We start from the raw sequence: 18,605 nt of genomic DNA on the forward strand, positions 1-18,605 counted from the left end.
GTACCCGAACAGGCGGCGCAGTATGCGGACGTATGGCCGTGACCGGACTCGACTCGCAGATCCTCTTTGAAGACGCGGCGCTCGTCGTGTTGAACAAGCCGAGCGGACTCTTGACCCTCCCCGATCGTTTCGATCCGAAACAAGAAAACTTGCGCCAATTACTCATCCAGCGCTACGGGACCATCTTCGTGGTCCACCGCCTCGATCGCGGCACCAGCGGCGTGATCGTCTTTGCAAAAACCGCCGCCGCGCATCGCCACCTGAGTCGCCAATTCGGCGCCCATCAGGTCCACAAGTGCTATCACGCATTGGTGCACGGCGTACTGCCCCAACCGGTGCGGGAGATCACGTTGCGACTGGCCCCCGACCCGCGCCGTAAAGGTCTGGTGCACACCCACCGGTTCGGCAAAGCGGCCCACACACGTGCCACGTTGTTGGAATCGTACCGCACCATCTCGCTGCTGCAATGCGAACCGCGCACCGGCCGCCAGCACCAAATCCGCGTCCATTTGCACGCAATCGGGCATCCGCTGTTAGTCGATCCCGAGTACGGAAAAACGGAGACATTCCAGCTCTCCGCATTGAAGCCGCATTATCGACTGGCCGCCGGCACGACCGAGCGCCCACTGATCGCGCGCCTCACGCTGCATGCGTTCCAATTGACGCTCAATCACCCGCTAACCGATGCACCGATCACGTTTGAAGCCCCATATCCTAAAGATTTCCGGGCGACGGTCCAGATGCTGCGGAAGTATGGGAAGGGATAGACACACCATCCCGCGCTGCGGCGTCCATTACGTCCGCTGACCCAACAAGTACCGACCATGTGCCGTGAGCGCCAGCTGGAGCACCGGACGCCCCCGATAGGCAATGGTCTCCGCAGCGACGACTTGGCCTTTCACCAACGGAATAATCACGCTGCGCAGATCCGATGACACCACCCCCCGCGCCTGCAGCGAGGCTTTCAACACCGGCGTCACTTGCGGCGCCGCCATCAACGCCTCGCAGACCGCGCGTTGCGATGGCGTCAGCGCGGCGACGCGCCTCATCCCAATGGGTGGCAACTTCAATGTCCGCACGGACGCACTCTCGCCACGCGCCACGGACTCCGTTGCGAGCGATCCCAGCGCGAGTCGAAGCCCGTGCCAACTGACATCGCATCCATTCCAACAGGCCTGGCCGGACCGCGCACCCGCCGGATTCGGCTTTCGCCCCGAGCCAACACCCGCGCGATAGACATAGGCCCCATCCCGTCTCGGGACTTCGTCGTACACGATCGGCGCGACGAGTGCGCGGCGTGACGGCAGCGGATAGGCAGCAAAACGATCCAACACCCATTCTTTATGGTAACCGAGCATCCATTCGACACCCCAACTCGATGCCACCACCTGCGCAGTCCCATCTGACGTCCAGACCGGCCATTGTTCCGGGCCAATCTTCGTCCAGCCACCCGGATAGAGATATCCCGTCGGTGTGGGATACCGGCGAACGCCGCAGAGACGCCCCATTCGCCAGGCGTCCGACAACGCCTCCGGCACGTCACCGCGATCGATCGGGGGGAAGATCTCCGACGTCGTGGGATCACACAGATGTTCCAACAACAGTGGTCCCAGCGTCAGACACCGGCGCACATCGCTCGCCGTCACAAGCGTGTTGCGGCGATCGTTGCGCTCAAACGGCAGGCGCTCCAATCCACCACGCGCGGCATACTCCCACTCCGCTTCACTCGGGAGCCGCACCGCACGCCGACTGAAGCGTGCGACGGCCGCCGCAAAGTCGCGGGCCGTCGGATAATCGATTCCCCGCACCGGTAGCTCCGGAGACGCCGTCGCGCAGCTCGCCGGAATCGGCAGCCGCGCCTCCCGCGCAATCGCGATAAACTGACGATTATTCACCGGGCGGCGTCCGATCACGACCTCGTGCGGAAATTCGATCCAATGCGGGCGATCCAGATCGTGATGCCCTCGCACCGTCCGTCCGGGCGGCACTCGCACGAACTCGAACCGCGTGCCCTTCACGGTCATCTGTTGAACGAGGACCCGTGTCATAGCGAGTCCACCGGGACGCCCGCAAATCCCTGCGCAGCCCACGACACCGTTTCGGCTCCCAGCACTACTGATCTTCGTGTCTTCATGGTTCACTATATCGACGCCGCGAGAAAAAAGTTGCCTATATAAAGTCGGCGATCCCCCCATTACACGATTCTCACGCTCAACGCCTTGGCGTCGTCCAGCAGTGCGTCGTGCAAATGTTGGAAGCTGGCTTGTACGTGCGGCCAGGGGACGTTGGCGAGGAAGTATGGAGGGGCCGTCGGCACCGTTTGGATGTAGCGGAGTTGATAGGCCAGCACGAGCGCGTCCAGTCCGGCGTCTTTCCGTTGGCCGAGCGCGAGGAGTTCGGCGGGCGGAAGGTTAATAGCCGGTAACAGATAGAACAGATCGAGATAATCTTTCACTTCATTGCGATTGATAATGCAGCCAAGTTTGTTCGCGACCAGATCGGGGAGGCTGTCGATCCAGATGCGGTCGACGCAGAGTTTTTCCCCGACGGCGGGTGGATGATCAAAGACGAGATCTAGTTTGAGCGGTTCGTGGCCGCGATAGTGCAACAGGAATTGCGAAAAGTCGGGGAAGCTCCGCACGAGCTCCACTCGTTCGCCGGGAAAGAAATCGGGCTGTTGTAAGAGATTGCGAGCGGCAGTGAATAATGCACGATCGGCGGTGAATAGGTCAATGTCGATGGAGACACGATGGCCGAAATAAAATTCCGCGATACAGGTGCCGCCGGTCAGAAAGAGTCCGCGCCAATCCTGAACCGCAAAGAAGTGCACGATGGCATTCCACAGTCGGTCCCCGATCACGTTATGTCGTTTGACGCCAGTAGGCGATCGCATGTTCCCATGGCTTTCGTAGCGCCGGCCGCAGCCGCGCCTGTTTGAGAAGTGGCACTAATTGCCGCCACGGCACCGCGCGCAACAGAACGTGCGATGGCAGGCGCTCGAACAAACGCGTGACCGCCCAGGCATGTTCCGGATGCGCAGCGTTGCGCAGCCGCTGCAGAAATGCGGTGTCGGTGAGATCGGACCGATCCCAAAGCAGGCCCCGCTCGCGAAACGGAATCGCGGCCAGCGTTTTCAGTGAGAATTTTTCAGGCGTTTGAGCAGGCGGCTGATGTAACGCGCAGTACGCATCATAATCGATGATCACGAAGCCGTGCTTGCCCCGTTTTTGGTCCATCACTAATAATGGCTCGTCTCGTTTCATCGCACGGAGGCGCTTCAACGAAAGCTTCTGCAGCTCGGTGATGCTCAAGATGTGTGATGGCTGAAAACCCGGCATGCCGACAGTGTAGCGCATATAATAGGTAGAATACCACCTATATTTATGATCTGGGTTTTACAACGCCCCGTCATCCGCTTCGAAGGCGTCGGGGACCCATTCGATTGCGGGTCTGCCGGAGGAGAGGTCGATGCCAAGGACGGAGAAATGACACGTGGCGGTGGTGGGGTGGCGATGGCGGTACCACTGGGCGGCGCGGACGATCTGCTGCTGCTTGCGCGGGGTCAGTTGCTCTAACGGGTCGCCAGCAAAGTCGGTTCGCCGCGTCTTCACCTCGACGAAGTGGCGTTCGCCCCCCCGTTCGACGATCAAGTCTACCTCCCCGACCCGGACCCGGAAGTTCCGCGCAACGACGCGGAAGCCCCGTTGTTCGAGAAATGCGGCTGCCAGCTGCTCCCCCAAAGCCCCGATCTGCTGTCGCTCATGCGGCATGGCACCTCCCCCTTTCCCCTTGCCAACCCGGCGATCCCCTGCTAGAGGCCGCGGACCCAAGCAACAGAGGAGTCGTTATGGCATATCGATGCGAACTTTGTGGGAAGGGCCCGGCTACCGGCAATACGGTCTCGCACGCGAATAACAAGCGGCGGACGCGGAACCTGCCGAACCTCCAACATGTCCGTGCCAATCGCGGCGGCACTATTCGGCGCATTCAAGTGTGCACGCGGTGTATCCGGAATGGCGCCGTTCAAAAGGCTGCTTAGAACTCCTTGCAAAACCTACTGCGCGACCCAATGGCGGCGTTGCGCCACCCAGCAATCCTCACGTACAACTTCGTACGCTCCGGTTGCTGGGGCCCGACGCGCCTTGCCCTTGGGCCGCTCGTGACGGTTTTGCAAGGAGTTCTCATTTTAAAATCTAACCCTTCACCCGCTCCACGGTAATCACGCCCTTCACCTTTTCCAGGCCGTGCAGCACCTGCCGCAGTTGCTGCAGGTCGTGGATCTCGATCTCGAAGGTATTGATGCCCTTTTGATCCTCCAGCGTCTTGGCATGCGCGGCCACGATATTCACGCCCTGATCGGTAATCGCCTCGGTCAGGCTGGCCAACATCCCCGGCCGATCGACGCACTCCACGCGCACTCGCGCAATCCGCGTCGTCCCTGCTTCGACATCCCACTCCACCGGAATGCAGCGCTCCGGATCGCTCCCCAACACATGGGTGCAATCGCTGGTGTGCACGCTGACCCCGCGACCCCGCGTAACAAAGCCGACGATCGAATCGCCCGGGACCGGATTGCAACACTTGCCGAACGAGATCAGCACGTCGCTGATCCCACTGATTCGTACCGGGCTGCGCGCGCGACGGGTCAATTTGCCGACGATCTTAGAAAACGTGGATTGCTGCGGCGGCGGTTGCGGCGGCGCCGCCGGCGTCATTTGTTGGAATTGCTCTTTGGTCACGACCGCGCCCAACACCTCGGCTGGTTGGACCTTGCCGTAACCGATCGCGGCCAATAAGGAATCGAATTCGCGATACGCTTGATCTTGCAGATAGCGCGCAATCTCCGGCGCCTTAGTCAATTTGGCCACGCTCCAGCCAAACGCCGCGCCCGCCTTTTCCAGCAGCTCCCGACCGATCGCCCGTGCCTGATCGTGTTCGTCCTCGCGCAATACTTGGCGGATCTTGGCCTTCGCGCGCGACGTCTTCACGAATCCGAGCCAATCTTTATTCGGTCGCTTCTGCTTCCCGACCAAAATTTCGACCGTATCGCCGCTCCGCAGTTGATAGCGCAGCGGCACAATCCGGCCGTTCACTTTCGCGCCGATGCAGGCGTGGCCGACATCGGTGTGAATGGCGTACGCGAAGTCGACCGGCGTCGCGCCGCGGGGGAGTTCCATCAATGTCCCCTTCGGCGAAAAGGCGTAGATATCGTCGGCGAACAGATCAAGTTTAATCGTATCAAGGAATTCGGCGGGCTCATTCAGTTCGCGTTGCCATTGCAACAGCTGCCGCACCCATTTGAATTTTTGTTCGTCCCGCGAGCGGATGTTCCGCCCGCTTTCTTTATAGCGCCAATGCGCCGCAATGCCGAGTTCGGCGATTTCGTGCATCTCCCGGGTGCGGATTTGAAATTCGCACCGTTCCCCGTGCGGCCCCATGACCGTGGTGTGCAGCGATTGATAATTATTCTGTTTCGGCATCGCGATGTAATCTTTGAAGCGTCCGGGCACCGGCCGCCATAACGAATGCAACACGCCCAGCGCCTCGTAACATTTCGCTAAATCATCCACGACGATCCGAAATGCGACCAAGTCGTGAACTTCGTCGAACGGGATGCTCTGCCGCTCCATCTTGCGATGGATGCTGTACATGTGCTTCTGACGGCCTTGGATCTCGCACGCGATCTTGTGTTGCGCGATCTCGCGCTCCGCGATCCCTTGCACCTCTTTGATAAAGCGCTCGCGATACGCGCGTCGCGACTCCACGCGCTCGCTAATGGTGCGGAAGACATCCGGCTTGAGGAAGCGAAAGGCGAGGTCTTCCAATTCGATTTTCATTTGCTGCATCCCGAGTCGATTGGCGATCGGGGCATAGATGTCCATCGTTTCCTGCGCGATCTCCACTTGCTTCGCCTCGGCCAAGTGTTCCAGCGTGCGCATGTTGTGGAGTCGATCGGCCAATTTGACCAAGATGACGCGAATGTCTTCGGCCATCGCCATGATCATCTTGCGAAAATTTTCGGCCTGTTTTTCTTCACTGGTGCGAAAATGGAGTTTGCCGAGTTTCGTGACACCGTCGACCAATTTGGCCACTTCCTTGCCGAACAATTTTTCCAACTCTTCGAGCGTCGCCACGGTGTCTTCGATCGTGTCGTGCAAGATGCCCGTCGTGATGCTGGCGACATCGAGTCGCATCGCCGCCAACAGGCCCGCAACTTCCATCGGGTGGATCAGGTACGGCTCGCCGGAACGCCGCGTTTGCCCTTGATGCGCCTTCGCCGCAAAGACATACGCCCGTTGAATCAGTTCCACATCCGCTTTCGGCTGATACGAGGCGACTTGGTCGATAATATCATGCACGCGAATCATGCAGTCACCGTGGTCTCGGTCGCGTTCATGATGGCCAAGATGGCCGCGACCGTTTCGTCGACCGTGTGATTCGTGACGACGTGATCGTACACCGCTTGTTCCGCGATTTCGTCGGCGGCCTTCGCCAGCCGGCGTTGGACCGTGGCGGCGTCATCGGTGCCACGCCGCCGTAACCGTTCCGCGAGCACATCCATCGACGGGGGGAGGAGAAAAATCAGCGTCGCCTGCGCATCCGCGGCCTTGACCGCTTTGCCGCCTTGGACATCGATGTCGAGCAAGACATCTCGCCCTTGCGCGCGCCAGATTTCAATCGGCGCGCGTGGGGTGCCGTAGAGGTGTCCGTGCACCTCAGCCCATTCTAAGAATTCCCCCGCAGCGGCCATGCGGTGAAAGGTCGGCGCATCGGTAAAATAATAGTGCCGACCGTGGACTTCACCGGCACGCGGTTGCCGGGTGGAATACGAGACCGATTCGACCAGTGCCGGCCGCGCCGCGCGCAATGCCTGCACGACTGTCGTCTTACCAGTTCCCGAGGGGGCAGAAATGACGAACAGATGACCCAAAGACATACGCGCTATGCTCACTCGATATTCTGTGCCTGTTCCCGCAATTTTTCCAATTCCGACTTCATGGTCACGACGGCTTGCGCGATCGCCGCATCGCCCGCCTTCGAGGCCATCGTGTTCACTTCGCGATGCATCTCTTGGAGCAGAAAGTCGAGCTGGCGCCCGACCGGTTCGCGACTCGCCAAGAACTGACGATACTGCGTGCAATGGCTTTCGAAACGCACCAACTCTTCGGTGATGTCGCTGCGATTGATCGCGGCGCTTCCACTGCGACCGTTTTCCGTGGCTCCGCCCGACCCGCCCACGTTCGCCGCCGCTAAGGTGGTCTTCGCATTGGCAGCGGATCGCTTCCGCACCGCTTGATTCAGTTGTTCCAAGTGTTTCAATCGCCGTCGTTGGTCCAGTTCGATGTGTCGACCTTCCGTGACCCGCATCCGCTCGAGCTGTGCCAACGCCTTCGCGCAGATCCCACGAATGTGTTGCCAATACCGCTCGTAGCGCACCGGCTCTTCTTCGAGACGGATCAATTCGCGCAGATCGACCATATCGAGCAGGTCTTTCGGTTTGGCGCCCAACGCCCGTTCCAAGTCGTGGAGACACCGCGCGTAGACCCGCGCCAATGCGATGTTGACCGTCGCCTTCGGCACTGGTGCGACCGGGGCGCATTCTTTGATGAAGACTTCGGTCTTGCCGCGTTGGATCACGGCCTGGATTTCTTTGCGCAATTTCGGATCGATCACGTTCAACTTCGGCGGGATCTTGAGAAAGATTTCGCTATAGCGATGATTCACGGCCCGGATTTCGATGAACAGCCGGCCTTGGCCGACTGCCCCTTCCGCCGCTCCATATCCGGTCATGGATTTCATGTGTCGCTCATCCTTCCAACACCATCTTGGTTTCACCCACTTCGATCGCGTCGCCGGGTTGGAGTAAACGGCTCTCCACTTCTTCGCCGTTCACATACGTGCCGTTCTTGCTCACCAGATCCAACACGCCGACGCCGATGTCGTCGAAAAAGAGCATCGCATGGAGCCGCGACACCGAGACGTCTTCCAACACGATATCGCCGGTGCGGCGAAACCCGAATTCGGTGCCCGGCGCCGCCTCGGCCCGGCGGAATTGCTTCGTGACATACTGATGGATCACTTTGCGGGTGTTTTCGTCCAACGCCAACGTCACGTCGACATGAAACGACGCGGTCTTGTGCGGGTCGCTCACTGCGCGGCCGATCGCGCGACAGGTCCCGAGTTCGAGTGAAAAATGCGCCCCTTTTTTGGTCCCCGCCACGACCCGGAACGAGGCCCCAGCCGCGGCCTTACCGGAATCCACGCGTGCGGCACTCGCAGCGGCGCCCCCCGTCGGGCGCGCCTTCAGATCGAGCCCTTCTTCTAAAATGAGCAACGGGACGTCGTCCCGTACCGGAAATTTCAATTGGCAGTGTTCGCAGAGCACACCGCGCCCGCCTTCGACCACGACGAGCGGCCCTTTGCATTGGATGCAGGCGAGGACTTCCAGCAGTTGGTGGTCAATGGCCATTGATTAATTCGAAATGCGTCGGTTCACTTCGCACCGCTGTTGTAGGCCCGAATCACTTGATCGGTAATATCGGCGTCGGCCGGGGAATAGAGGACCACGTCCTGCGATTTTTCCAGAATCATGGAATACCCCCCCTCTTTGCCGATCCGCGACGCGACTTGCTTCAACGTCGTGAGGATCGCCCCGGTCTTTTCGGATTCTTTTTGATCGAGCTCGGATTTGTAGTCGCCCAACTTTTGATTCAGCTCGAGGAACTTTTGCCGATAACTCTCTTCTTTTTGCTTTAACGTCTCGGCGTTCATCGTAAGCCGATTTTTCTCTAAGTCGGTTTTCAGCGTCTCGAGTTGTTTTTGCAAGCCTTGCAGGTCTTGTTGCCGTTGGTCGTAGACCTTTTTCAGCTCCGCCTTGGCCCGTTTGCCGACGTCCGTTTCGTTCAGCGCGCGTTGAAAATCGACGAAGCCGACTTTCTGCCCCCCGGTCGCAGCGGCCGGCGCCTCGGCGCTATACCCCGTGCGACCACATCCGGTTGCCCCGATCCCGATCAGGATCATACCCATCCACAGCACCTGCTTCATACCGCCATACCTCCGTATTGCCCGGCCGTATGCCGGGTGTGGCGCTTCTAGCGAGGTGCCACCGAGAATACAAGATGGAAGTGGCATTTCCGTGCGCCCACCTCTTCCCCCTTGAGATTTCATACCCGTTTGCAGTAAGGCGGCGGCGTGGCGAAAGTGAAAACCCAATTTGTCTGTCAATCGTGCGGTTCGGCCGCGCCGAAGTGGTTGGGGCGCTGTCCCGATTGCGGGGCGTGGAATTCGTATCAGGAAGAAACGTGTGCAGCGGAACCGGCCGCAGCGCGCGGTTGGAGCGGCCAGGCAGCAGCCACGCATCCGGTGCGGCTCGCCGAAATCGAGGCCGCGACCGGCCACCCGATCCCGATCGGGATCGGCGAACTCGATCGCGTATTGGGCGGAGGACTGATCCCCGGTTCTATGGTGTTGCTCGGCGGCGATCCCGGGATCGGCAAATCGACCATTGCGTTGCAGGCGTTGGCCCATTTAGCCGGCAACGGACACCGCGGACTGTACGCCACCGGCGAGGAATCGGCCGCGCAAGTCAAACGCCGCGCCCTCCGGCTCGGCGTCGATCCGGAGCAATCGGTCTTCATCCTGACCGAAAACACCGTCGACGCCGTGGCCCGCGCCATTCAAGACCTGAATCCCACCATTTGCATCATCGACTCCATTCAAACGATTTATAGCAGCGCGCTCACGTCGGCGCCGGGGACCGTCAGTCAATTGCGCGAAGTGACCACGCAACTACTTTACTTGACGAAAGCGCGCCCGATGGCCACGTTATTGATCGGCCACGTCACGAAAGACGGCACGCTCGCCGGACCGAAAGTCCTCGAACATATGGTCGACACCGTCCTCTATTTCGAAGGGGAGCGCGGTCACCAATATCGACTGCTGCGCGCGGTGAAGAATCGCTTCGGCTCCACGAACGAACTCGGCGTCTTCGAGATGACGGGCGAAGGGTTACGCGAAGTGAGCAATCCATCGGAATTGTTCTTGGCCGAACGTCCGGCGCATGCGGCCGGATCGGTCGTGATTGCGCCGCTCGAAGGAACGCGGCCGATGCTCGTGGAGCTCCAGGCACTCGTCAGCCACTCCGGCCTCGCCAATCCGCGCCGTACCGTGATCGGCGTCGAGGGCGCGCGCGTCGGCCTGTTGATTGCCGTCCTCGAACGGATCACCGGCTTGGCACTCCACGACCAAGACGTGTTTGTGAATGTGGCCGGCGGACTGAAGATCGCGGAACCGGCCAGCGACCTCGGCATCGTCACCGCGATCGCGTCGAGCTTTCGCAATCGCCCCGTCCCGGAGCGCACTGTGGTAATCGGCGAAGTCGGGCTCACCGGCGAAGTGCGCGCGGTGGTGGGCCTCGAGACACGCATGACCGAGGCACACAAGCTCGGGTTTCGCCGCGCGATCGTGCCGAAAGGACAAGCGGGGATCAAAGGACCCAAAGGGATGGAACTCACGACCGCCGGCAATGTGGCCGAGGCGTTGGAGTGTCTGTCATGATCGCCGCGTGGCTGCGGCGCGGTCGCGCGCTCGGAGCGGCATTGTGGCCGATCGGCCTCTATCTCGTCGCGTACGACCTCGCAGGGCGGATTCCCAACCATTGGCGACCCGCCATTCACGGCGACATCTTGGCGCGCTGGGACCAATGGCTCGGGGCCGGAACACTGCCGCACCAATATCTGAGTCGCAGCACCTCGCTCCCGCTCGATATCGCCGCCGCGATTCCGTATACGCTCCACTTCGTCGCGCCGATCCTGTTTGTCTGGTGGTTGTGGCGGCGGGGCACCGTCGCCGTCCGCGCATTTGCGTGGAGTTTTCTGCTCGCCAATCTCGGGGCGCTTCTCACCCAACTCTGCTTCCCCACCGCCCCGCCATGGTTCTTCGAACGCCACAGCCCGATCCCGCCGACATACGGGATCCTCGGGGATGCCGCGGGTCTCAGTCGCATCGACCAATGGCTCGGGATCGACTATTTCAACCATCTCTACGCGATGAGCCGCGTGGTGTTCGGCGCGTTTCCCTCGATGCACGGGGCCTGGCCGATCCTAATGGCGCTGCATGCCCAGCATTACTCGAATTGGCTCGCCGGCTGGATCCTGATCTACACCGGCTGGATGTGGTGGGCCGCGATGTATCTCCACCACCACTTCCTCGTCGACCTGCTCTGCGGCGTCCTCTACGTCGGCCTGGCCTACCTCGCAGTGCGCCGCTGGGCCTGGCCCTACGCCCGCTTCATCATCACCCACGTCAACACCGACGGCCCCCGCGGCGAGGCGATACGGCATTAGAGAGAATGCAAAATTCAAAATGCAAAGTGCAAAATGTCGGAACGCCTAGCGTCCTCTATTTTACATTGGGTATTTTGCATTTTGAAATTGTGCATTCCCCATAGAACCAGTTACGCTACGCACATGGGCCTCCGCGCCGGGGACTTCGACATCTTGAGTTATCTGTGGGACCAACTCCCGAAGTCCCCCGATCCCGACCACGTCACGTATACCGCGGCCGACATCGACACCCTGTGGCACATGGGCTTCGTCGATATCGGGCTTTGCCCGCTCACCACCTGGCGACAGGCCTTTGCGACCAATCGGCAACCGGACGGGAAGTTTCTCCTCACCCGCGAAGACTTTCTTTCGCTCGACCGCTATCGCTATAAAGGCGAGATCTACGCGCCGTTCGACGCAGACCTAATCAATGAAGGCCAGTACACGGATGAAGGGTTCCAAGAACTCGTGGAACAAAGCCTCGTCCCGTCGTGCAGCCTCGGACGGGCGGAACTGGGCGGCCTGGTGGATGGCCTGAAGGCCAGGATTCGCCAACCGAACGGATTGCTCCGCATTGAAGCCCTCGCCAAACGCGAGATCGCCCGCTGGCTGAAGAAACATCCCTCGCCGCTGCGCCGCTTGGAGCTGCTGTTCTCCGCAATGCTCGAGGCTCAAGCTGAAGCGCTTGGCGACGTCGGCACCCCACCTGCCGCCAAGTCCCCGGAACAAATCGCGCGGGTCGAGGCCTCCACGTTTACCATGCTCTCCGCCCACGACCCGAAAGACCGCCAACGCGCGCTGCACGACTTAACGAAGGCCAAAGACGCCCCGTCGCCACCCACGCCGACCGGCGGCGGCACCCCACTGAAGCAGCTGCGCCGCTCCCGCCGCGGCGTCCTGAGTTAAGAGCAACCAAAATCATCCGAATGGGGACAGGTACCTTCAAACCCACAGTTTTCGGGCATCTGAAGGTACCTGTCCCCACGCAAATGAAGTTAGACTTTCATGGGGATTGGCCGGTGAAGCCGCGCTCTTCACCCCATCGCGACGGGTTCGGTCTCTTTCGGGGCGGGCGGGCGGAGTTCGGAGGCGGCGCCTTCGCGGGCTAGTTCGCGCGCGTTGCGGCCATGATCGGCGGCGACCATCTCGCGGACTAGCGTGAGTTCGCGCTCCAGTTGGCGGATCCGCTTATTCTTGGCCCGCAGCTCGAGCGATTTGTAGAGGCTCGGCAGTGCCTCGAGAAACGGCGTAGTAATCATCCCGGCACAGAACGCGATCAGCATCACGAAACCGACTTGCACCGGTTTGGTGTGCGCTTGATAGAGATCGGGCGGGAGTGTGAACTTGAAGACCATCGGGTAGCCGAACGTCGCGGTATCGGCATTCGAGAGCACGAAGACCACCAAGACCAATAAGAACAACGCTAAGACCACGGCAAAGATTAAGCGGCGCATAAAGACTCCCCGTTAGCAACCCGCCCCGTGCGGTGACAACGCCGCAAACGCGGGCTGTAATTGGGCATACGTTTGATCCAAACACTCCGGCATCGATTTGCTCTGCGCAAGCACCGGAAAGAAATTCGTATCGCCCTGCCAGCGCGGCACGACGTGGAAATGCAAATGATCCGGAAACCCGGCGCCCCCCGCCTTTTCGATATTCATTCCACAGTTCGCGCCTTCGCTCTGCAGCACCTCGCGGTGAATCCGCACGGTCTCTCCGACCAGCCAAATTAATTCGCCCTGCGCCTCCCGCGACAACGTGGCCAGGTCCGCCACATGCTGATTCGGGACCAGCATCACGTGGCCGGCATTGTACGGATAGAGATTCATCACACAATAAACCGAGCGGCCCCGCCACAACACCAGCCGCTCGCGATCGGTTCCTTCCGCCTCCGCCGCGACGAGCCCGCACAACACGCAGCCTGGCACACGCGGGGCACGGAGGAACTCCATCCGCCATGGGGCCCAGAGGACGTCCATTAGATCGCCCCGTTCCCGTCATTCACGCGCTCGCGCAATTCCTTGCCAACCTTGAAGAACGGAACCCGCCGCGTCCCGACGGCCACGGACGTCCCGGTCTTCGGGTTGCGACCGGCACGGGGTTGGCGCACGCGTACTTCGAAGCTGCCGAAGCCGCGAATTTCGATGCGCCCGCCCTGCACCAACGCGCCGGTCATGCTATCGAAGATGTTATTCACGATGATCTCGACATCGCGAAACGCCAGCGTCGGCAATCGTTCGGACACGGCCGTGATCAGATCACTCTTATTCACAAGTCCCTCCTCCGCTGTCGGCTACGGCGCCCAATAATACCCGATCATCGGCTGCGACAACAACCGGCCCCACGCCTGCCATGTCGCACGCCGTTCTCCCAACAAGACCCGCAGTAACCAGGGGCGGTCTTCATCCAGATCGATCACGCGCGGCTCGGGGCCGAGCCCTGCCAGCTCCCCGGCCTTGACGACCGCGTCGTGCAGGTCGCCGACGGCGTCGACCAGTTTGGCCTGCACCGCCGCTTCCCCGGTCACGACGCGACCATCGGCAATCGCATCGACTTGTTCTGCGGTCAATCCGCGGCGCGCCGCGACGGCTGCCTTGAATTGGACGTGCATCGCGCGCAGCAAGTCTTCCAGTAACGCGCGCTCTTCCGCCCGCATCGGACGATGCATCGCCCCGACGTCTTTGAATTGTCCGCTCTTCAGGATATCCGGCTTGAGGTGCAGCAACTGCAGAAATTCGCTCGCATCGAGATGCGACATCCGCACGCCGATGCTGGCCGTGATGGTGCCAGGCAGCGCGAAGACATACTGCGCAGCGATCCCAGCATAGTAGCCGCCCGAGGCCGCGACGTTGCCGAACGACGCCACCAGCGGTTTGGCCGCCGCCAGCCGTTGCAATGCGGCGTAAATTTCCTGCGACGCGCCGACCGAGCCCCCCGGCGATTCGACGCGCAACACCACCGCCTTGATGCCTCGATCCTTGCGCGCGGCTTCGACCTGTTCGACGAAGTCTTCGGCGCTGACGATCGTCCCTTCGAGGCGTAGCAGACCGACCGCGCTCCCCAGCGCCGGCCCCCCGCCCCGCGCCAACGTCAGGACACTGTAGACTCCGAGTAGAAAGAGCAGCGCCAATGCGCCCAATCCCCCGAGGACCCACCACCATGTGCGTCGCTGCATCATGAATGTCGCGCTGGACTATGCCGTCTGGGCCGGTCGCAGGAAGAAACGGCGCTCCCGCGGTTCCGCATAGCTGACGGTCAGTCCGGTGTAGGTCGTCCCCACCGCCGGTTCGGCCGTCAGTTCATGCGCCGGAATGATCCCCGGCACTCCCGGCTCGAGATCCACAACGGCCCCCATTTTTGTGACCATTGTGACTGTGCCATTGGCTTCCGCCCCGACCGGATACTTGCGTTCGATAATTTCCCACGGATCATCCTGCAATTGCTTGAGCCCGATCGCAAAGCGCTCGTTCTCCGGATCGATTTGCATCACGACCCCTTCGACTTGGTCCCCCTTCTTATAGACCTCGACCGGGCTATTGAAGGTCTGGACCCAACAAAGGTCCGAGATATGGGCCAACGCGTCGATCTCGATCCCCACATCGACGAACAATCCGAAGTCGGCAATGTTCTTCACCGCGCCGGAGACCCGCGTGCCGAGCGAGAACTTGCTCCGCAACTGCTCCCACGGATTTTCCATTAATTGTTTCAGCCCCAATGCAATCCGTTTGTTGTCCGGATCGACGTCCAACACCACGGCATCCACCGGTTGACCGACACTCACGACCTTCGACGGATGCTTCAACTTTTTCGTCCAACTCATTTCCGACACGTGGACTAAGCCTTCCACACCCGGCTCCAGTTCCACAAACGCGCCGTAGTCGGTAATGTTGACGACCTTCCCTTGGATCCGGCCACCGACCATGTAGCGATCTTCGACCCCCGCCCACGGATCGGCCTGCAATTGTTTATAGCCGAGCGAGACGCGCTCGGTCTTTTCATCGTACTTCAACACCTTGACCCGAATCGTGTCGCCGACCTTGAAGATTTCCGACGGATGATTCACCCGGCCCCAGCTCATATCGGTGACGTGGAGCAGGCCGTCGATTCCGCCCAAGTCGATGAACGCGCCATAATCGGTCAAGTTCTTCACCACACCGTCGAGGATCTGCCCTTCCTTTAAGTTGGCCAGGATCTCCGTCTTCAAGCGTTCGCGGTCCGCTTCCAACACGACCTTGCGCGAAACGACCACGTTGCCGCGCTTCTTATTCAATTTGATGATCTTAAACTTGAAGGTCTTGCCGAGATAAGAATCGAGGCTCTTGCTGGGGCGAATATCGACTTGCGATCCGGGCAGAAACGCCTTCACGCCGATATCGACACACAAACCGCCCTTCACCTTGCCGACGACCGTTCCTTCCACGACTTCATTTTTCTCGCTGGCGACCACGAGATGATCCCACGTCCGCACCATTTCGGCGCGCTCGCGCGACAACACGACTAATCCGGTATCGTCTTCGATCTGTTCGACAAAGACATCGACGGGATCGCCGATTTGGACCGTGAGTTCACCCTTGGGACTGAGGAACTGGCCTCGCGGGACTTGGCCTTCCGATTTGAATCCGATGTCGATCACGACATGATCTTTCGTGAGTCCGACAACGGTCCCCTTGACGATCTCGCCCTCCTGGACCGAGACGGCCCGGAAGCTTTCTTCGAGGAGGGAGGCGAAATCGGTGGCGGCGGCCCTCATCGGTGCGGCGGTGTTACTTTGCATACTGGTTGTTCCATCCTTTCAAGAGATTCAGCGCCCTTCGTGAAGGGCACCGTTATAAGGTGCCGGGCTATAAATTGATTTCCTGGGGTTGTCAAAAGCTTTCACACTCGGAATCGGGCCAAAGGGCCTGAAAATCGCGCCAATACCCTGGATAGGACTTCGCCACGGCGCAGGCGTCGGGGATCTGGACGGGTCCGCGGGGATCGGCGAGGAGCGAGAGGACGCTAAAAAGCATCACCATCCGGTGGTCGTCGGTCCGGGGAAACTGTTGCGGAGTAGCCCGGAGCGCCGGTCGGCCGTCAATCCACAACGTATCTCCATCCGGCTGCTCCAACGCCATCCCTGCGGCACGGCAGGCGGCCACCGTATGCTGCAACCGATCGCTCTCCTTGCTCCGCAGCGCGGTCAGACCGCGGAAATGGGTCCGCGCTTGCGCCAAGCCCGCGAGGGCGATCAGCAGCGGGAGTTCATCAATACAGCTGGGGACTTCCGAGGGCAGCACGGTCGTCCCACGTAAGCACGACGGGAAAATCGTCAGGTCCCCGTACGGCTCTCCGGCTGCGGCGTCGTGGGCAGCGTGCAGTTCGATTCGCGCCCCCATCCGCTGCAGAATGCGCACCATCCCGAGCCGGGTCGGGTTGAGTCCGACCTTGGCAATGGTCAAAGGCCGCTGTCGCAACACCAGCGCCATCGCGATCCACGGCGCGGCGGCACTCAGATCACCAGGGATATTGATCGCTGCTGCTCGCAGCGGCCCGGGCACCACGTGCAGCCAATCCGCAGCCGCCGCGTTGCAACACGTAGGGCATCGGACATGAGACAATTTCGCGCCGAACTGTGGGAGCATCCGTTCCAAATGATCGCGGGTCAGCACCGGTTCGGCGCACCAACTCGCACTATCCGCTTGCAGCGCCGCCAACAGGAACGCGCATTTGAGTTGCGCCGACGCGACCGGCAGCGCACAGCGCACCCCGTGCAACTGGCGTCCGCGAATGCGCAACTGCGCATCGGCCGTTCCCCAACCCACCGACTCCACCTCCGCGCCCATCGCCCGCAACAGCCCGAGCACGTGCTCGATCGGTCGACGACCTAATTGCGCCGCGACTCGCAGATGATACGTCCCTTGAGCAGCCGCCAGCAGCCCGCACAGGAGTCGCAACGTCGTCCCGGAGGCCCCAATATCTAATGATACGACTTGAATCGGCCACGCCCCCCCGCACCCCTCGATCCGCACCTCGGTGCCGACCCGCACCATCCGCACGCCCAACGCCTGCACCACCCCACAAGTCGCCGCGACGTCGTCACTCTCCGGCACCCCACGCAGCAGTGATTCACCACGCGCCAACGCCGCACACCACACCGCCCGATGCGCAATCGATTTATCACCGGGCACTATGAGTCGGTCACCAGTCACCGCTTTCCCTTGACCATGGTCCGCTGTTTCGATTAGCCACTCGCCCATGCTCGATCAACTCCGTCGTCATTCGCGTTCGTGGATCACGCTGTTCATCTTCGGACTCTTGATCCTCGTCTTCGGCCTCTTCTACGGCTTCAACGACCTCCCGGGCCAACTCCCGCGCAGCACGGTCGCGTCGGTCAACGGGGATCCGATCACTGCCGGCGAGTTCGAATTCGCGTTCGACAATCGCGAGGCCTACTACCGAAAGCTGTTTCAAGACAAGATGCCGGAGCAATCCCGCAACAACATCCGCTACGAAACGCTCAACCAGCTGGTGACCGAACGCCTGCTGATGACGTTCGTCCAACAGTACGGCCTGACCGTCTCCGATGCGGAGCTAGCCGCCAAGATCCGCGCCATTCCCGACCTCAAAACGGAACAAGGTAGCTTCGATCCATTGCTCTATCAACAGAACTTGCAGCGGATCTGGCAAAAATACCACGTCAATCTGGAACGCGTGCTCCGCCACGACTTGCTGCTCGACCGCGTCCACGACCTGATGGAGGCTTCGGCTTACACCTCGGCGGATGAATCCAAAGCCGCGTATTGGCGGGAGCAGACCAAGTTCACGTTCGAAGTGGTGCGCATCGACCCGAACAAACTGGTCGCGGCCAAAAAAATCGCCGCAGTGGAAGACGCCGCGCGTGTCGCGACGGAAATGCAAACCGGCTGGGGCGACGAGGCCGCGCGGAAAAAATTGTTGGCGGAATACGGATTCGAAGCCACAAAGATCGGCCCGGTGAGCGTCGCGGAACACATGCGCGTCCTCGGGCCAAAGGCGACGGCCGCCGACCACATTGCGCTGTTTCGTCTCACGCCGGAGTCACCGCTCTGCCCCGCTCCGGTGCACGTGGAGCAGCAGTTCGTGCTGTGTCGCTTGCTGCAACGGACGGAACCGGACACGGCCAAATGGGAGCAGGCTCAAACGGACTATCGCACCCAGTACCGATCCCGCCAGGCCAACGCCCGCATGAATCGCCTGCTCGCAGCGTTGCGCCAAGAGGCCGACATCGAGCAAAGCCCGACACTCTTCGACACCGCACCGTGA

At 60.8% G+C, this 18,605-nt stretch carries 21 protein-coding genes; 6 read left to right on the top strand and 15 right to left on the bottom strand.

What is annotated here, in order from left to right; genetic code table 11:
• Nucleotides 1–32: 32 nt before the first annotated feature.
• The gene (locus tag HY696_00535; GenBank protein MBI4236886.1) at nucleotides 33–767 is read left to right on the top strand and encodes an RluA family pseudouridine synthase; all 735 of its coding nucleotides are present in this window, start codon (nucleotides 33–35) and stop codon (nucleotides 765–767) included.
• Nucleotides 768–794: 27 nt separating this feature from the next.
• On the opposite strand, the gene HY696_00540 is transcribed toward HY696_00535, so the two are convergent.
• The 4 genes from HY696_00540 to HY696_00555 all read right to left on the bottom strand — a co-directional run bounded on the left by HY696_00540 (nucleotide 795) and on the right by HY696_00555 (nucleotide 3,770).
• Nucleotides 795–2,048 carry an SUMF1/EgtB/PvdO family nonheme iron enzyme gene (locus HY696_00540; protein ID MBI4236887.1) on the bottom strand — a complete coding sequence of 418 codons (1,254 nt, stop codon included), beginning with the start codon at nucleotides 2,046–2,048 and terminating at the stop codon, nucleotides 795–797.
• Nucleotides 2,049–2,194: 146 nt separating this feature from the next.
• Complete coding sequence (locus HY696_00545; GenBank protein ID MBI4236888.1) at nucleotides 2,195–2,893, bottom strand: nucleotidyl transferase AbiEii/AbiGii toxin family protein; 699 nt, start codon at nucleotides 2,891–2,893, stop codon at nucleotides 2,195–2,197.
• The gene (locus HY696_00550) at nucleotides 2,862–3,263 is read right to left on the bottom strand and encodes a hypothetical protein (protein ID MBI4236889.1); all 402 of its coding nucleotides are present in this window, start codon (nucleotides 3,261–3,263) and stop codon (nucleotides 2,862–2,864) included. The genes HY696_00545 and HY696_00550 overlap by 32 nt, the downstream gene beginning before the upstream one ends.
• A 132-nt stretch (nucleotides 3,264–3,395) precedes the next feature.
• Nucleotides 3,396–3,770 carry a YraN family protein gene (locus tag HY696_00555; GenBank protein ID MBI4236890.1) on the bottom strand — a complete coding sequence of 125 codons (375 nt, stop codon included), beginning with the start codon at nucleotides 3,768–3,770 and terminating at the stop codon, nucleotides 3,396–3,398.
• Between the two features lie 77 nt (nucleotides 3,771–3,847).
• On the opposite strand from HY696_00555, the gene HY696_00560 reads away from it, so the two are divergent.
• Nucleotides 3,848–4,039, top strand: coding sequence for a 50S ribosomal protein L28 (locus tag HY696_00560; protein MBI4236891.1), 192 nt, complete (start codon nucleotides 3,848–3,850; stop codon nucleotides 4,037–4,039).
• 154 nt (nucleotides 4,040–4,193) lie between these two features.
• Here the strand turns inward: HY696_00560 and HY696_00565 are convergent, their stop codons facing one another.
• Genes HY696_00565 through HY696_00585 form a run of 5 tightly spaced genes read right to left on the bottom strand, consistent with a single transcriptional unit; the run spans nucleotide 4,194 to nucleotide 9,045 of the window.
• Nucleotides 4,194–6,368 (bottom strand): bifunctional (p)ppGpp synthetase/guanosine-3',5'-bis(diphosphate) 3'-pyrophosphohydrolase, encoded by a 2,175-nt coding sequence (locus tag HY696_00565; GenBank protein MBI4236892.1) that lies wholly within the window; start codon nucleotides 6,366–6,368, stop codon nucleotides 4,194–4,196.
• On the bottom strand, nucleotides 6,365–6,937 hold the full coding sequence (gmk, locus tag HY696_00570) for a guanylate kinase (protein ID MBI4236893.1): 573 nt from the start codon (nucleotides 6,935–6,937) through the stop codon (nucleotides 6,365–6,367). The genes HY696_00565 and gmk overlap by 4 nt, the downstream gene beginning before the upstream one ends.
• Nucleotides 6,938–6,948: 11 nt before the next feature.
• Nucleotides 6,949–7,800: a YicC family protein gene (locus HY696_00575; GenBank protein ID MBI4236894.1), complete on the bottom strand. Its 852-nt coding sequence runs from the start codon at nucleotides 7,798–7,800 to the stop codon at nucleotides 6,949–6,951.
• A gap of 7 nt (nucleotides 7,801–7,807) precedes the next feature.
• Nucleotides 7,808–8,470 carry an FHA domain-containing protein gene (locus tag HY696_00580; GenBank protein ID MBI4236895.1) on the bottom strand — a complete coding sequence of 221 codons (663 nt, stop codon included), beginning with the start codon at nucleotides 8,468–8,470 and terminating at the stop codon, nucleotides 7,808–7,810.
• A gap of 23 nt (nucleotides 8,471–8,493) precedes the next feature.
• The gene (locus HY696_00585) at nucleotides 8,494–9,045 is read right to left on the bottom strand and encodes an OmpH family outer membrane protein (protein ID MBI4236896.1); all 552 of its coding nucleotides are present in this window, start codon (nucleotides 9,043–9,045) and stop codon (nucleotides 8,494–8,496) included.
• 147 nt (nucleotides 9,046–9,192) lie between these two features.
• Between HY696_00585 and radA the strand changes: the two genes are divergently transcribed.
• The 3 genes from radA (at nucleotide 9,193) to HY696_00600 (ending at nucleotide 12,230) form a co-directional block, all read left to right on the top strand.
• Nucleotides 9,193–10,557, top strand: a complete 1,365-nt coding sequence (radA, locus tag HY696_00590; protein MBI4236897.1) for a DNA repair protein RadA — start codon at nucleotides 9,193–9,195, stop codon at nucleotides 10,555–10,557.
• Nucleotides 10,554–11,345, top strand: coding sequence for an inositol phosphorylceramide synthase (locus HY696_00595; GenBank protein ID MBI4236898.1), 792 nt, complete (start codon nucleotides 10,554–10,556; stop codon nucleotides 11,343–11,345). Before radA ends, HY696_00595 begins: the two co-directional genes overlap by 4 nt.
• Nucleotides 11,346–11,468: 123 nt before the next feature.
• Nucleotides 11,469–12,230 carry a hypothetical protein gene (locus HY696_00600; GenBank protein MBI4236899.1) on the top strand — a complete coding sequence of 254 codons (762 nt, stop codon included), beginning with the start codon at nucleotides 11,469–11,471 and terminating at the stop codon, nucleotides 12,228–12,230.
• 128 nt (nucleotides 12,231–12,358) lie between these two features.
• Here HY696_00600 and HY696_00605 read toward each other — a convergent pair whose 3' ends face one another.
• The 6 genes from HY696_00605 to aroA all read right to left on the bottom strand — a co-directional run bounded on the left by HY696_00605 (nucleotide 12,359) and on the right by aroA (nucleotide 17,560).
• Complete coding sequence (locus HY696_00605) at nucleotides 12,359–12,778, bottom strand: LapA family protein (GenBank protein MBI4236900.1); 420 nt, start codon at nucleotides 12,776–12,778, stop codon at nucleotides 12,359–12,361.
• A 12-nt stretch (nucleotides 12,779–12,790) separates the two neighbouring features.
• Nucleotides 12,791–13,303 (bottom strand): HIT domain-containing protein, encoded by a 513-nt coding sequence (locus HY696_00610; GenBank protein MBI4236901.1) that lies wholly within the window; start codon nucleotides 13,301–13,303, stop codon nucleotides 12,791–12,793.
• Nucleotides 13,303–13,596, bottom strand: a complete 294-nt coding sequence (locus HY696_00615) for an integration host factor subunit beta (protein MBI4236902.1) — start codon at nucleotides 13,594–13,596, stop codon at nucleotides 13,303–13,305. The genes HY696_00610 and HY696_00615 overlap by 1 nt, the downstream gene beginning before the upstream one ends.
• 21 nt (nucleotides 13,597–13,617) lie before the next feature.
• Nucleotides 13,618–14,502: a signal peptide peptidase SppA gene (gene sppA, locus HY696_00620; GenBank protein MBI4236903.1), complete on the bottom strand. Its 885-nt coding sequence runs from the start codon at nucleotides 14,500–14,502 to the stop codon at nucleotides 13,618–13,620.
• Nucleotides 14,503–14,517: 15 nt separating this feature from the next.
• Nucleotides 14,518–16,098: a 30S ribosomal protein S1 gene (locus HY696_00625; GenBank protein ID MBI4236904.1), complete on the bottom strand. Its 1,581-nt coding sequence runs from the start codon at nucleotides 16,096–16,098 to the stop codon at nucleotides 14,518–14,520.
• Nucleotides 16,099–16,189: 91 nt separating this feature from the next.
• Entirely contained in the window at nucleotides 16,190–17,560 is a 1,371-nt protein-coding gene (gene aroA / locus HY696_00630; protein MBI4236905.1) for a 3-phosphoshikimate 1-carboxyvinyltransferase, read from the bottom strand.
• Between aroA and HY696_00635 the strand changes: the two genes are divergently transcribed.
• On the top strand, nucleotides 17,559–18,605 hold the full coding sequence (locus HY696_00635) for a SurA N-terminal domain-containing protein (GenBank protein MBI4236906.1): 1,047 nt from the start codon (nucleotides 17,559–17,561) through the stop codon (nucleotides 18,603–18,605). The two genes, aroA and HY696_00635, sit on opposite strands and share 2 nt — an antisense overlap.

This window comes from Deltaproteobacteria bacterium (genome assembly GCA_016210045.1).
Taxonomy (GTDB): domain Bacteria; phylum UBA10199; class UBA10199.

Excerpts from the sequence above, each read along its gene's own strand:
- HY696_00635 (MBI4236906.1), top strand. The coding sequence starts at position 17,559 with ATGCTCGATCAACTCCGTCGTCATTCGCGTTCGTGGATCACGCTGTTC.
- HY696_00575 (MBI4236894.1), bottom strand. The coding sequence starts at position 7,800 with ATGAAATCCATGACCGGATATGGAGCGGCGGAAGGGGCAGTCGGCCAA.
- HY696_00565 (MBI4236892.1), bottom strand. The coding sequence starts at position 6,368 with ATGATTCGCGTGCATGATATTATCGACCAAGTCGCCTCGTATCAGCCG.
- HY696_00545 (MBI4236888.1), bottom strand. The coding sequence starts at position 2,893 with ATGCGATCGCCTACTGGCGTCAAACGACATAACGTGATCGGGGACCGA.
- sppA (MBI4236903.1), bottom strand. The coding sequence starts at position 14,502 with ATGATGCAGCGACGCACATGGTGGTGGGTCCTCGGGGGATTGGGCGCA.
- HY696_00555 (MBI4236890.1), bottom strand. The coding sequence starts at position 3,770 with ATGCCGCATGAGCGACAGCAGATCGGGGCTTTGGGGGAGCAGCTGGCA.
- HY696_00580 (MBI4236895.1), bottom strand. The coding sequence starts at position 8,470 with ATGGCCATTGACCACCAACTGCTGGAAGTCCTCGCCTGCATCCAATGC.
- HY696_00600 (MBI4236899.1), top strand. The coding sequence starts at position 11,469 with ATGGGCCTCCGCGCCGGGGACTTCGACATCTTGAGTTATCTGTGGGAC.
- aroA (MBI4236905.1), bottom strand. The coding sequence starts at position 17,560 with ATGGGCGAGTGGCTAATCGAAACAGCGGACCATGGTCAAGGGAAAGCG.
- HY696_00585 (MBI4236896.1), bottom strand. The coding sequence starts at position 9,045 with ATGAAGCAGGTGCTGTGGATGGGTATGATCCTGATCGGGATCGGGGCA.
- HY696_00540 (MBI4236887.1), bottom strand. The coding sequence starts at position 2,048 with ATGACACGGGTCCTCGTTCAACAGATGACCGTGAAGGGCACGCGGTTC.
- HY696_00595 (MBI4236898.1), top strand. The coding sequence starts at position 10,554 with ATGATCGCCGCGTGGCTGCGGCGCGGTCGCGCGCTCGGAGCGGCATTG.
- HY696_00535 (MBI4236886.1), top strand. The coding sequence starts at position 33 with ATGGCCGTGACCGGACTCGACTCGCAGATCCTCTTTGAAGACGCGGCG.
- HY696_00625 (MBI4236904.1), bottom strand. The coding sequence starts at position 16,098 with ATGCAAAGTAACACCGCCGCACCGATGAGGGCCGCCGCCACCGATTTC.
- gmk (MBI4236893.1), bottom strand. The coding sequence starts at position 6,937 with ATGTCTTTGGGTCATCTGTTCGTCATTTCTGCCCCCTCGGGAACTGGT.
- HY696_00550 (MBI4236889.1), bottom strand. The coding sequence starts at position 3,263 with ATGAAACGAGACGAGCCATTATTAGTGATGGACCAAAAACGGGGCAAG.
- HY696_00605 (MBI4236900.1), bottom strand. The coding sequence starts at position 12,778 with ATGCGCCGCTTAATCTTTGCCGTGGTCTTAGCGTTGTTCTTATTGGTC.
- HY696_00610 (MBI4236901.1), bottom strand. The coding sequence starts at position 13,303 with ATGGACGTCCTCTGGGCCCCATGGCGGATGGAGTTCCTCCGTGCCCCG.
- HY696_00560 (MBI4236891.1), top strand. The coding sequence starts at position 3,848 with ATGGCATATCGATGCGAACTTTGTGGGAAGGGCCCGGCTACCGGCAAT.